This window comes from Bradyrhizobium sp. Leo170 (assembly GCF_004296405.1).
In the GTDB taxonomy this organism is placed as follows: domain Bacteria; phylum Pseudomonadota; class Alphaproteobacteria; order Rhizobiales; family Xanthobacteraceae; genus Bradyrhizobium.
On sequence record NZ_PSRR01000277.1, the window covers coordinates 1 to 11,566 of the forward strand.

General features: G+C 60.2%; 13 protein-coding genes and 2 pseudogenes. 10 read left to right on the plus strand and 5 right to left on the minus strand.

Translation table 11 applies throughout. The annotated features are described in order from the left end of the window. On the plus strand, positions 1 to 731 hold a 731-nt coding region (locus CWO89_RS46255; protein ID WP_502702932.1), incomplete at its 5' end, for a hypothetical protein. Positions 732 to 740: 9 nt separating this feature from the next. Next, the gene (locus tag CWO89_RS32680) at positions 741 to 1,856 is read left to right on the plus strand and encodes a DNA circularization N-terminal domain-containing protein (protein WP_130582615.1); all 1,116 of its coding nucleotides are present in this window, start codon (positions 741 to 743) and stop codon (positions 1,854 to 1,856) included. Here CWO89_RS32680 and CWO89_RS49245 read toward each other — a convergent pair. Continuing rightward, positions 1,742 to 2,050 (minus strand): annotated as a pseudogene (locus CWO89_RS49245) (type I restriction-modification enzyme R subunit C-terminal domain-containing protein); the annotation flags it as partial. The gene CWO89_RS32680 and the pseudogene CWO89_RS49245 sit on opposite strands and share 115 nt — an antisense overlap. On the opposite strand from CWO89_RS49245, the gene CWO89_RS32690 reads away from it, so the two are divergent. Next, positions 1,964 to 2,470, plus strand: coding sequence for a hypothetical protein (locus CWO89_RS32690; protein WP_349644912.1), 507 nt, complete (start codon positions 1,964 to 1,966; stop codon positions 2,468 to 2,470). The pseudogene CWO89_RS49245 and the gene CWO89_RS32690 sit on opposite strands and share 87 nt — an antisense overlap. A gap of 113 nt (positions 2,471 to 2,583) precedes the next feature. Here CWO89_RS32690 and CWO89_RS48285 read toward each other — a convergent pair whose 3' ends face one another. Then, positions 2,584 to 3,450 carry a hypothetical protein gene (locus tag CWO89_RS48285; protein ID WP_245476686.1) on the minus strand — a complete coding sequence of 289 codons (867 nt, stop codon included), beginning with the start codon at positions 3,448 to 3,450 and terminating at the stop codon, positions 2,584 to 2,586. Positions 3,451 to 3,780: 330 nt separating this feature from the next. Beyond that, positions 3,781 to 4,011 (minus strand): ECs_2282 family putative zinc-binding protein, encoded by a 231-nt coding sequence (locus tag CWO89_RS32700; RefSeq protein ID WP_130582616.1) that lies wholly within the window; start codon positions 4,009 to 4,011, stop codon positions 3,781 to 3,783. A 520-nt stretch (positions 4,012 to 4,531) separates the two neighbouring features. Here CWO89_RS32700 and CWO89_RS49725 point away from each other — a divergent pair. Further along, positions 4,532 to 4,948: a DUF3010 family protein gene (locus CWO89_RS49725; protein ID WP_502702933.1), complete on the plus strand. Its 417-nt coding sequence runs from the start codon at positions 4,532 to 4,534 to the stop codon at positions 4,946 to 4,948. A gap of 4 nt (positions 4,949 to 4,952) precedes the next feature. Continuing rightward, positions 4,953 to 5,417 (plus strand): annotated as a pseudogene (locus CWO89_RS49730) (protein kinase domain-containing protein); the annotation flags it as partial. Between the two features lies 1 nt (position 5,418). Here the strand turns inward: CWO89_RS49730 and CWO89_RS48290 are convergent. Continuing rightward, complete coding sequence (locus tag CWO89_RS48290) at positions 5,419 to 5,781, minus strand: hypothetical protein (protein ID WP_245476687.1); 363 nt, start codon at positions 5,779 to 5,781, stop codon at positions 5,419 to 5,421. A gap of 77 nt (positions 5,782 to 5,858) precedes the next feature. Continuing rightward, positions 5,859 to 6,656, minus strand: coding sequence for a hypothetical protein (locus tag CWO89_RS32715; protein WP_130582619.1), 798 nt, complete (start codon positions 6,654 to 6,656; stop codon positions 5,859 to 5,861). Positions 6,657 to 7,330: 674 nt separating this feature from the next. Between CWO89_RS32715 and CWO89_RS32720 the strand changes: the two genes are divergently transcribed. From CWO89_RS32720 to CWO89_RS32740, 5 genes are all read left to right on the plus strand, one after another. Continuing rightward, a complete protein-coding gene (locus tag CWO89_RS32720; protein ID WP_130582620.1) occupies positions 7,331 to 8,104 on the plus strand; it encodes an enoyl-CoA hydratase-related protein in 774 nt (257 codons plus the stop codon). 45 nt (positions 8,105 to 8,149) lie between these two features. Then, positions 8,150 to 9,013, plus strand: a complete 864-nt coding sequence (locus CWO89_RS32725) for an FAD binding domain-containing protein (protein ID WP_130582621.1) — start codon at positions 8,150 to 8,152, stop codon at positions 9,011 to 9,013. Next, on the plus strand, positions 9,010 to 9,492 hold the full coding sequence (locus tag CWO89_RS32730) for a (2Fe-2S)-binding protein (protein WP_130582622.1): 483 nt from the start codon (positions 9,010 to 9,012) through the stop codon (positions 9,490 to 9,492). Before CWO89_RS32725 ends, CWO89_RS32730 begins: the two co-directional genes overlap by 4 nt. Next, on the plus strand, positions 9,489 to 10,250 hold the full coding sequence (locus CWO89_RS32735; RefSeq protein WP_130582623.1) for an N-acyl homoserine lactonase family protein: 762 nt from the start codon (positions 9,489 to 9,491) through the stop codon (positions 10,248 to 10,250). Before CWO89_RS32730 ends, CWO89_RS32735 begins: the two co-directional genes overlap by 4 nt. Then, a partial coding sequence (locus tag CWO89_RS32740) for a xanthine dehydrogenase family protein molybdopterin-binding subunit (protein ID WP_130582624.1) occupies positions 10,243 to 11,566 on the plus strand: 1,324 nt, incomplete at its 3' end. The genes CWO89_RS32735 and CWO89_RS32740, both read left to right, overlap by 8 nt.

Here is an 11,566-nt window from a genome sequence, read left to right on the forward strand (position 1 = left end):
CCAAGCGTGCACAGGCTACCGCGCGGACGCCGGAGGAGAGGGCCGCATTCGGCCAGCAGATTGCCGAGCTGACCAGTCGCATTGCACGGCTGGACAGTTCGCTGGAGCTGATTGAGGGCCGCGCCAAACCGGCGTGGTGGGATGATGCTCAGCGGGACTTCAAGCCGACCGAGCGGCCTGGATGGGGTGATCCGACCAAGCCGACGCCAGTGGTGGATGTCACGGAACGGGGTGAGGCCGAGGCGCCAAGCTGGATCGCCGACATCCTGAAAAATTTCAAGCCGCCGCCGAAGGAGGTCACGGAGCCGCCATCGACAGAAGGGTTCGATGCCATCCTCAGAAGTTTGGCCGAACGTGATCGCGAGATCAGGCTTAAGTCGCCGGAAACCAAGGGACCCGACACGGCTTCGACGATCGATCTTGCAGCTAAGGCAGCCGAGGCTTCTGCCGGCAAGCTGGCAAGCTCAATCGGTCAGGCGCAATTGCTGCCGAGCCAGTTCGACAGCGTGTTTGCAACCGGGGCGACGACGATCAAGGCGGCGGGCGGCGAGGCCGGCACTTCGGCCGTCGGCGCGATGCAGGGTGGCGCGAGCGGCGTTGGCAGCGCGATTGCGTCAGCGTTTGTCGCCGGCGCCAGTGGCCTCAAGATCGGCATCGATCTTTCCGGACTGCCGAAAACCGGTGGCGCCGATACCGGCGGCCAGAAGGCATCCAATCCGGGATCTGGCTAAGGACGCGCGATGTCGAGAACCAACTGCGCGATCGGCAAGGACTACGTCCCGGCGTCGTTCAAGGGTGTGCAGTTCTATTGCACGGAGGCCGATGTTGAAGGCGGCCGGCGCGGGGCCGAAGGCGAGTTTCCGTTCGGCGAGCAAACCGCCTATGCCGACCTCGGCCGCAAGATCCGGGTCTATCACCTCACCGCGGTGTTCCGGGAGGACGATCACGTCTCCGATTCCGGGGCATTGTTCGCCGCCTGCGAGTCGCCCGGCCCTGGCATCCTGGTGCATCCGACCCGCGGCACGGCCATGGTCGCCTGCCGGTCGATCAAGGTTAGCGACAAGATCGAGGACGAGGCCGGACAGTCCTATGCCGAGATGGAGTTTGTCGAAGCCAATTCGATCGGCGGCTTCGGCGGTTCGCTGTTTGGCATCATTTCGTCCGGTCTCAACACCACTTCGCGGGATTCCTTTAGACGTGACTATCGTCCGACGCTGGTCTCGCAGCCATGGCGGACGGACGTTATCAATCGGGCGCAGGCCCTGGTCGACATCGTCGCCAAGACCATGACTCAGACCATGCCGGCGACTGCGTCAGCGCAACAGCGGCGCGAGGTCCTGAGGTTGGAGGAGGTGGCGCAGGACGACGGCCTGGCGGCCTCTGCCAGCAATGTCGACAAGGCGCTGACGACCGGTTTTTCCACCATCGCCGACAACGTCCAGGCCGACCCGGCGAGCCAATTCAAGATCATGAAGCGGCTCGCCAATGCCGCCTCGCACACCTCGAGCTTGCCGGCTGGCGCCGCGGCCGAGAGCGAGGAGGCGGTGTTGAGCCGTCATCGGGTGCTGGCGGCGATCGGCATGGCCGACGCGGCGATGGCGCGAAAATATGCCTATGTCGACGAGGCACTAGCGGCGATGGACGCGGTGCTGGCGGTGCTCGAGGACGAGGCCACCGCTGCACGATCGAGCCCTACAAGTGAGCGGACGAAGCGACCGAAACCCTGGCTCGTCTCCCGCGCTCGCTTGATGTCGCCGGCTTCACCCACACCGGCATCCAGCAACATCTTTTCCAATTCGGCCAAATCGGTCGCGGTGAGCGGCTTTCCCTGCCGCAGTTTATGCAGGACGATGTGATTCTCATGTGCCCTCAGAAAATGCCGCGCCTTTAGCTTGAAGCGCGCGAAATCAGCTTCGCCAAGACGTCCGCACAGCTGCGCCGAACCCTGAAAGCCCTGATTGGCATGACCACCGATCAAACGCGCGAGCAACATCCAACAAAACAACAGGCGCGCCAGCATCGTCGTCGCCCAATCGACGCCACCCGCCATCGTGCAGCACGAGGAATCGTTCGAGAAAAGAACGGCGAGCGCGCGTTCTTCTACTTCGATGAGGTGCTGGGCCGCCGCGCAATCAACGGGCGGCCCTCCAAGGATCGTGCCCGGCACCGACCGGGATGTGTTTCTTGTTCTCGATCAGTCGGCCATCATCTCGGCCGCGCGTGGCGCGAGACCGACGAGGAGGACACCGACCGTGAGACCTTGCTGCGCCAACAGATGGAGGGCCAGTACGCCAACCCGATCCGAATTGTCAGCTTCAACACCGGCGAGGGGTGGTCACGCGACGCCACTGAGGAGGGTGCCGAGGAGTTGCGCCAGCGTTGCGCCAATCGCGGCGAGGTGCCTCCTCCGCTACAGGAATTTCTAGACCGCCACGCGCAGGACGCGGCGATCCAGCTCTCGCTGCTCTAGGCCGCGATAGTAGACACGCTAAGCCCCTTGCCGGATTGTTCCTAGGTCAATTTGGGCGCATGCGACAGTGAGACCCTAGAAACGACAACGCCCGTGACAACCTATGCCTCGTCTCAATCTCTCATGAGGTCAGAGAGCCTGGCTTCGAGCTTCCTGCAAAGCTCTTGCCGCCCTTCTGCATTATTCAGATATCGGACGTAGCGTAGGTGTCGCAGATCAAACGGGACATCGGCCTCGTTCTGCGTAATCAAAATGACCTCGCGTCCCAATGTATGCGCTATTCCTATTTCGTAGAACACATTCGGATTTCTGCCGGAACAATCACAGATGACGACTCGCGACCGATCTATCAGGGACACAATGTCCTGAATAATGGCCGGGTTCTCCCATATGTCGTCGGCACGACGACACCGAAGCCCGACCTTTTCCGCTGTCGCTTTAAGGCCATCATACACAGGCGTGAAGGATGCTTCGAAGGGCATCATAGCGGACACGAGCGCGGGCTCGATTCTTTCGTTATCCGGCAACTGGAACACGGTTGGACGTCGCCGGCGAGGCCTATTACTCCGAAGGAGCACTCGGTAGAGGTCAACGTCTTTCACAGCCCAATGGGTCCGCGTGAACTCGGAATCACGCGTAATATCAAAATCTAGTCTGTTCGAGTAGATCGCGCTGTTCAACAGCGGAGGAATGTCCAACTCGTAAGTGTATTCGATCGCCAAGTCATTACCAACCGGTCGAGCGCGGTAGATCGTCCCAACGTAAGCGAGTTCGTCGTTCACACCTTCTTGCATGAACAAACAGGGATGGCTTATCAGCCTGTCCAGCAGGAGCGTACTGCCATCTTTGAAGGACGCAGCGACGTTGTCGTCCGTAGCTTCGAACAAGCGGTCGATCGGGAAAGCGTCCCTACCATCGCCCCAAGTTTTGTACCTTATAAGTAGATTGTACATCGCTGCGCCCCCAGTGCTGACGGTCATTGGGACTATACATAGCGCATTACATTGGAGGCGCCATTAGGAAGAGAGGCGCGTTAAGCGCGAATCGCGCTTGTGATCAACACCCTTAGGTTTGAATCGGAGATCGAACCTGTGCTTGGGGCGGCATGCTAAGTACCGGGCCTCGTTCTCGGATGGACCCGTGACTCGGTCTGAGGACGGGGATCGGCTTGATCGCTGCGCCTTAGCCTCAGAACATCTTTTTGGTCGGGATGCAGTGTCCAGAATGTACGAGGCTGGCTGCCCTTCAATTGACGACGGAAAGCCTTCCTGTCGATATCGCGTTCTGGCCAGAAGTGGCGGAGGTGAGAGCTAAGTTATCTTAAATCCCTTTACGCCCTTGAAGGCCTCCTTGATCGTTCTATTGACTTCGCTTTTTACCAGATCGACGGCCCGCTTTTTTATGTCACCATAAGGGCCAAAATCCGCGCCGCACTCTTTGCAGGCGGCGTGCGACTCGTCAGTGTGATCATCAGGGAGGCTGATGATTGCGCATCCGCACTTCGGGCACTTGAAGTTCACACTGACGTTTTCGGTCGACATTAGTCGCTCTCCTGGCCGGATTTGTCCGCGTTCGTGCTTTTGACGGGGACGGCGCGTGGGCGGGCTTCTGATGATGCGCTCGCGATCTGTGGCATCACCGAAAGCAGCGCGAGCGACGCGAAAAACATCAAAATCTTTTCAGACCCGCCACATTTTAAACCGCAACCAAAGGGCGAAGGCAAGTTGACCCGCACGGAAAACTGTGGGCGGCTTACTCTAATACCGCTCGCTCGAACGCTCTCCCTGGATTTCTCAGCCTTCCTTAGAGCACTCGGCTGCGTCTCTACGTACCTTCTCGATTTGTGCCAAATAGTCCTGCATCGCGACCGCCGCCGTTGCGGGGGTGATCCCTCGTCCGAGGCGGGAAGTCATATCTCGTTCTGCCCAGCCGTCGTGAGCCCATCTGAAGGAAAGGTTGTCCACGCTTAGAATTTCGAATCCAGTTGGACAACTTCGGCGTGTGGAAGTTATAACTGTGTATGGCGTCGATCGCCTCTCAGCAATATCAGGTAAGAACACGATGAAATGTTGCGGTGTCGAGATTACCGGCAGTGAGGTAATTCTCGTAAGTGTCGAAAAATTAGCAGACGGCAGTTTCAAAATTATTCCATCACGATCAGCAAGAATCGTTCTTCGTGACAGTTCGGATCAGGGCTCCGTCCGTAGCTTTTACGGTGCAATTAGCGCATTCGTTAAAACCCATGGAGTAACGGACTTCGCTGTAAGAGGACGAAACACTAAGGGAGAGTTCGCTGGCGGCGCCATGACCTTTAAGATTGAAGGTCTAATACAAGTTGTTGACGGATGTTCCACTGTGATTTTGCATCCTACGACGATCGCGGCATCGAAAAGGAAGCACGGCTTCGAAGTTCCTAAGGACGCCTTCAAGTATCAGACAAACGCTTTCCAGGCGGCGTGCTGCTTTATGTTGAAGTAATCGGATGACATTTCTCTTAGAAGATCCGGCTGCCCCGGAAGAGATCAATGCAGAACTTCAGAACCTGGCTTCAAAGTACGAAATAAAAGTTCATAATAGGCAGGGCGGTAACGGTCACATATTTTCTGCGATTAACCGGATTCTGCAATCCGAAGTCATCATAAAATTCTACTACTGGGGAGGGCTCAAAAAGCTCCATGCGGAGCCGCAGGCGCTCATGTCGTTACAGTCCCCGTACGTCTTGCAGATACTCGACGCAGGGTTTGCGGGAAATGAATGGGCCTATTTTGTCACACCGCATTGCGCCGAAGGAGATCTTGATACTTTTCTTCAGGCTAACCGAACTTCAAATCTGGCCGCACTCGACAAATGTGCAAATATTCTTATGGGGCTTGCAGAGCTGCACGGTCAACGGCTTGTTCATCGAGACATCAAGCCGGCGAACATTTACCTGCATAACGAGACAGCGATCATTGGGGACTTTGGTTCAATTGCAAAATTACCTGAGGGGAATGATGCCGTCGTAGGGTCGAAACATGCTGTTCTTTACCTTCCTCGACCTCGTACAGGATCATCGGGGTGCCGAGACGCTTCAAGTGCGACAGCACCTCCTCAGCTTCCTCATAAAACTTGACGTCGCCATCTTCGAGCGGATGGTCGACGATTTCGCCCGTCTTGTGATGGTCGATGCAGCCATGTGCAAAGGTGTAGACCTCGTCTCGCGTCACGGCCGGCTTTTTCTTTTTCACACGGGTCTTCATGGTGACGCCGACCCAGGGGTTCGGAACGTCCTTCGGAAATTCGTCCGGGAAGAGGCGGCGGAAGCAGAGCACGCGCGAACTGGACGGCCCCTAGTCAACGAGCCGCCACAGTTTTAGGTGCCGTCGCAGGGAGCAGGTCGGTCACGGCATTAGCGCGCTGACCATGGCCATACCAACGACGGTTGCGGCTTTTTGGCTTGCGGGCGGGCCGGGGTTGGCGCCGGCTTTTGCGCCTGGGCGACATTGGCCGACCGCCGCGGACGCGGCAGTGGTATTCCGGGCATAACCTTTGGCTCTTCGGGGCTCAGCTTTGGCTCTTCAGGCATCACCTTTGGCGCTGAAGCGTTGGCGATCACGCGGGCAAGTTGTTCCTGGCTTGCGTTGAGGCGCTCGGTGAGCGTCTGGCTTTCGCGCGCCATCTGGATCTGGATCGCCTTGATCTCATCGATGACACTGTTGTTACGTGCCATTTCTTCCTGGCTCGCCTTGAGTTGGCTCGCGACATTTTCATTGTCGCGGACCAATTGTTCTTGCCTCTCCTTGAGCTGTTCGACCGCTTGCCTCAAGGCAGCGAGGTCGCGCGTCATCGGCTGGAGCTGCTGCGCCAAGTCGGAAGACAGGGCGACGGCAGACGGCGCGGCGTCTTTCGGCGCGACTGCTTCCGGCGGGGCCTGCGTCAGAGGTGCTGGGCCCGAGGAGGCCATCATCGCCGTATGAGCGGAGGACGACCACCACCAAGCGGCAACACCAATGGATGCTGCCAACAGAGAGCAGACGAAAGCCACATAGCGCCAATTCGCCAATTGATGAATCGTTGCCGGCGGGGCGCGAGACGTCTTCACGCTGGTCGGCGGGGCCGAAGGACTGACTCCCGCTTCGAGCGCCAGGTTCGAAAGCTGCTCCGCGATCTGCCGTTCCGCGAGCCTGTCGTCCAGCGTGGAATCCATTGGTGCTCCGTGTCCAAAATACAATGGCACCCGTGAGAGCGATCCGCGCATCTGCGCTAGCTAACGTTCAACGGGACGCAGACGGTTTTTGATCTACGAAGGTTCCCAGGGATGGGCATGCAGCTGCATGTCACGTTCGTCTTTTTTACCAGCTCGCCCCCGAACTGTACCGGCGTTTTTAACGCAGCCGAGGAGCGGAACTATCTTCACGGCCGGAAATACGGAATGAACCCTGACCCTTCACGACCGTGCCGCGTTTCGTCGCTTAGAACAGCCTAGGAAGGTCAAATATGCTTTATCTTTCAATGGGAGTTGACTGACATTCTCTCCGCGCGGCGTCAACTCGCTGCAGAGCCGGAATGTTCGGGTCGGGGGCGAGTCGCTTCCCCCACGCCTTCCGATTATTTTCCACGCCAGCCTACGATCTTGTGAGATTTCATACGCTTGATGCAGCGCGAGCGGCTGTAGCGCGAAGCAAGCTATTTTCTCGGGTGGTCTATCAAGTTCCGCTGGCTAGTGCGCCGCGTTCCGCACGGCACGCGTCGACTCTGAACACGGCTTGACGCGTCGTAACAAATTAGTCTACTTATGCAAGTGACGGTTGGCCGGGTGGCAACCTGCTTTTGCCGGGGACGCCCCGAGCATTCGGATGATCGAGCGCCAGAGGAGCGACGTTGGAGGCGATCAGGATCGAGCGGCGTGACAACATCGCGCATGTCACATTGAATCGGCCCGCGGTGAAGAACGCCGTGACGCTGGCGATGTGGCGTGACTTGTCCGAAATCTTCGCGCGCTTTGCCGGCGACCGGCACGTCCGCGCGGTCGTGCTCAGGGGTGAAGGCAGGGATTTCTCCGTCGGGGCCGATATCAGCGAGTTTGACACGATCCGGAACGACAGGCGCAAGAGTGCCGACTACGAGGTCGCGGTCGATGCCTGTTCCGGCGCGATCGCAGCGCTGGGAAAGCCTGTCGTCGCAGCCATTTCCGGCTATTGTCTCGGTGGCGGCTGCCATCTCGCGCTGGCCTGCGACTTCCGCTTCGCGGATCTGACCGCAACTATCGGGATCCCGTCCGCCAAGCTCTCCATCATCTACGGCGTTCACAGCGTGCAGCGGCTGCTGGCGCTGACCGGCCTCGCGAACGCCAGACGCGTTCTCTATTCCGGCGATCGCTATCCGGCCGAGCAGGCGATGTCGATGGGACTGATCGACGAGATCCATGACGATGCCGTGCTTGCGGCCGAACGATTTTTGCAGCGCCTCGCCGCCAATGCGCCGCTCTCGATCGCGGGCGCCAAATACATGCTGAACGGGATTTCGATGGGCGCCGGGGCTCTTGATTTGACGAAGGCGCAGCAGCTCATCGATGCTGCATCCGACAGCGAGGACTTCAAAGAAGGCCGAAGAGCCTTCGCGGAAAAAAGGCCTCCGCGGTTTCGCGGCGCATGAGAATGGCCGAGCGGGGAAGGAAACCAGCCTTGGAGGGCGAGCGCGATGAAGCCTGCCAAGTTTGACTATGTCGCGCCGACGACAGTGGATGGCGCGGTCGAAGCGCTGCGTGCGGCCAATGGCGAAGGAAAGGTCCTCGCCGGCGGCCAAAGCCTGCTGCCGCTGCTGAATTTCCGGATGGCGCGGCCGGCAGTGCTTGTCGATCTCAACGGCATCAAGGAGCTGTCGTTCATCGAGCTGCGAGGTGATCGCGTCGCGATCGGCGCGTTGACGCGGCATCGCGAGATCGAGCAGTCGCCGCTGATTGCCTCAAAACTGCCGGTGATGGCAGCGGCCATGCGGCATGTGGCGCACCTTGCGATCCGCAATCGCGGCACCATCGGCGGCAGCCTGTCGCATGCCGATCCCGCGGCCGAGTTGCCGATGCTGTCCCTGTTCTATGGCGCCGAACTCAGCGTTCACGGCCCGTCGGGCCGGCGTGCCATCGCTGCGGAAGACTTCTTCGTCGACGCGCTGACCAATTGCCTGGAGCCGGAGGAGATCGTGGTGGAGATCGAATTTCCGATCCTGCAACACAACGGCTGCGCATTCGAGGAGGCGGCGCGCCGTTTCGGCGATTTCGCGCTTGCAAGCATCGCCGTCTCGGTGCGGCGGAGCGAGGCCAGAATTGACGACGCGCGCGTTGCGGTAATGGGCGTCGCTGATACGCCGCTCCGGCTCAGGGAAGTGGAACGAGAGCTTGGTGCGATCGAGGTCAATGACCAAACACCGGATCGATTTGCGGAACTCGTGACGGCCAGCGTTTCCGCCAATGGCGACCTTCACGCATCGGCCGAGTACCGCCAGCATTTGCTGGGACAGTTGGCAAGGCGCGCCATGCAGACGGCATTGAGTGAGGTGATCCGATGAGCACGAACGTATCGGTGACCGTCAACGGCACGACATACGACATCGCGGACGTCGAGCCGCGCCTGCTGCTGTCGGACTTCCTGCGCGACACACTCGGACTGACGGGGACGCATGTCGGTTGTGAGCACGGGGTTTGCGGTGCCTGCACTGTGCTGATGAATGGCGACAGCGTGCGCTCCTGCCTGACGCTTGCCGTGCAGGCCAATGGCGCCGAGATCACGACGGTGGAGGGGCTCGGAACGCCGGAAATGCTCAATGTGCTGCAGGCCCAGTTTCGTGAGCACCACGGGCTTCAATGCGGCTTCTGCACGCCCGGGATGCTGATGACGGGCGAGGATCTGCTCCGGAAATATCCGCTCGCGACCGACGACGAGATCAGGGAAGGGCTGTCGGGCAATCTCTGCCGCTGCACCGGATATCAGAACATCGTCGCGGCGATCAGGAGTGCGGCTGCGCAGCGCGCGGAGAAAACATCATGAAGCTGAATTTCCTCGCCGCCGGACGTCTTCGCATGAAGAAGAGCATCTATGTCGCCGGCGCCGACCGCAGCGAAATGATCGATCTTCCCGTGAGTAGTGCCTTGATTCGGCACAAGCAGGGCAATGTGCTGTTCGATACCGGCTGTCACCCGTCCGTGGTCGACAATGTGGAGGAGCGCTGGGGTCCGCTCGCCAAGGTCATGAAGCCGCTGATGAGCGCGAACGAGACCTTGCTGCCGAGTCTCGCCTGCGTCGGGCTGGAGCCGGACGACATCGATATCGTCGTCAATTCCCATTTCCATCCTGATCATTGCGGCTGTAATCAGTTCTTCCGCAAGGCGACGATCCTCGCTCACACCAAGGAGATCGAAGCTGCTAAGGCGCCAGGCGCCGAAACCGCGGGCTACCTGCGCGCGGATTGGGACTACGGACAGCCGATCGAGCCGCTGAACGGCGAGAAGGATGTCTTCGGGGATTCCAGCGTCGTGCTGGTGCCGCTACCGGGCCATACGCCTGGCTCGCTCGGCGCGCTGGTGAGCCTCGACCGTGATGGTCAGTTCCTGCTCGCTTCGGATGCGGTCAGCCTGCGCCGAAATCTCGATGCCGATACTCCGCCCCGCAACACCTGGAATGTCGACGAGCAATTGAAGACGTTCGCGGAAGTGCGGCGGATCGAGAAGGCCGGCGCGGCAGTGATTTGCGGCCATGACGACCAGCAATGGCAGGGCCTGCGCAAGGGGAACGATGGCTATGAGTAGCGACAGGCGTGCTCAGCCGTCGGATGTGTTGCGTCCCCGGAACGTCGGCGCGCCCATCAAGCGCACGGAGGACCCACGCCTCTTGACCGGGCGCGGCGAATATTCAGCCGACCGCAAGCCGGACCGGCCGCTTCATGTCGCCTTTCTACGGAGCGGACAGCCGCATGCGCGGATCTCCCGCATCGACGCCACCGTCGCGCAGGCAGCGCCTGGCGTGGTCGCCGTGTTCACGGCGGATGGCATCGCGGGGGACTTCAAGCCGGTGATTCCGGTCTCGCGCATGCCGAATTATTACGCGACGCCGATCCTTCCTCTTGCTTCCGGCAAGGTCCGCTATGTCGGCGAGGCCGTTGCAGCCGTCATCGCCACCTCGCGCTATCTCGCGGAGGATGCGATCGAGTTGATCGAGGTCGACTATGAGCCGCTCGGCGCGATTTCGCGCGCAGAACTCGCGGTTGCCGATGACGCGCCGCTGTTGCACGAGGAGGCGGGCAGCAACGTCCTGATCGCGCGCGAATTCAAGAAGGGCGACGTTGCCGCTGATTTGAAGGCCGCCGCGGTGAAGGTCGGCGGTCGGTTTGAAATGACCCGCAAGGCGCCTCTTGCGATGGAGCCGCGCAGCTATACGGCCGAATACGAGAAGCGACGCGACGCCATCACGCTTTACACGTCGTCGAACATTCCCGGGATCGTCCGTGACGCAATTTCCGAGTCGCTCGGCCTTCCCGGTCATCGCCTGCGCGTGGTGGCGCCCGATGTTGGCGGAAGTTTCGGTTCGAAGGGCTCGCTCTATCCGGAGGAACTCCTGATCTGCATCGCGGCGCGCAAGCTCGGCCGCTCGCTCAAATGGACGGCGGATCGCCTGGAAGATGTCAGCAGCTCCAGCCAGGCCTTTGCCGAGATCGTCGATGCCGAAATGGGATTCGACGCAAACGGCGTTGCGACCTCGCTGCAGGCCGATGTCATCGGCGATGTCGGAGCCTATTCGATCTATCCGTGGACGTGCGGGCTCGAGCCGGTCCAGGTCGTCAGCTTCCTTCCCGGCCCCTACAAGATCGCCTCCTATCGGGGTGTCGTGCGCGGCGTCGCCACCTGCAAGCCGCCGACCGGTCCCTATCGCGGAGTAGGCCGGCCGATCTCCGCCTTCGTCACCGAACGTTTGATGGATCTTGGCGCGAGGGTGCTTGGCCTCGATCCGCTCGAGATCAGGCGCCGCAATCTGGTGCAGCCCGACGAATTCCCGTATCGGATTGCGTCCGGCATCATCTGGGACAAGACGGGTTTCGTCGAATGCCTGGACGCGGCTGCCGAGGGGG

Bases quoted from the DNA above. Each gene is read 5' to 3' on its own strand.
- CWO89_RS32680 (WP_130582615.1), top strand. From the start codon at position 741: ATGTCGAGAACCAACTGCGCGATCGGCAAGGACTACGTCCCGGCGTCG.
- CWO89_RS32690 (WP_349644912.1), top strand. From the start codon at position 1,964: ATGACCACCGATCAAACGCGCGAGCAACATCCAACAAAACAACAGGCG.
- CWO89_RS48285 (WP_245476686.1), bottom strand. From the start codon at position 3,450: ATGACCGTCAGCACTGGGGGCGCAGCGATGTACAATCTACTTATAAGG.
- CWO89_RS32700 (WP_130582616.1), bottom strand. From the start codon at position 4,011: ATGTCGACCGAAAACGTCAGTGTGAACTTCAAGTGCCCGAAGTGCGGA.
- CWO89_RS49725 (WP_502702933.1), top strand. From the start codon at position 4,532: ATGAAATGTTGCGGTGTCGAGATTACCGGCAGTGAGGTAATTCTCGTA.
- CWO89_RS32715 (WP_130582619.1), bottom strand. From the start codon at position 6,656: ATGGATTCCACGCTGGACGACAGGCTCGCGGAACGGCAGATCGCGGAG.
- CWO89_RS32725 (WP_130582621.1), top strand. From the start codon at position 8,150: ATGAAGCCTGCCAAGTTTGACTATGTCGCGCCGACGACAGTGGATGGC.
- CWO89_RS32730 (WP_130582622.1), top strand. From the start codon at position 9,010: ATGAGCACGAACGTATCGGTGACCGTCAACGGCACGACATACGACATC.
- CWO89_RS32735 (WP_130582623.1), top strand. From the start codon at position 9,489: ATGAAGCTGAATTTCCTCGCCGCCGGACGTCTTCGCATGAAGAAGAGC.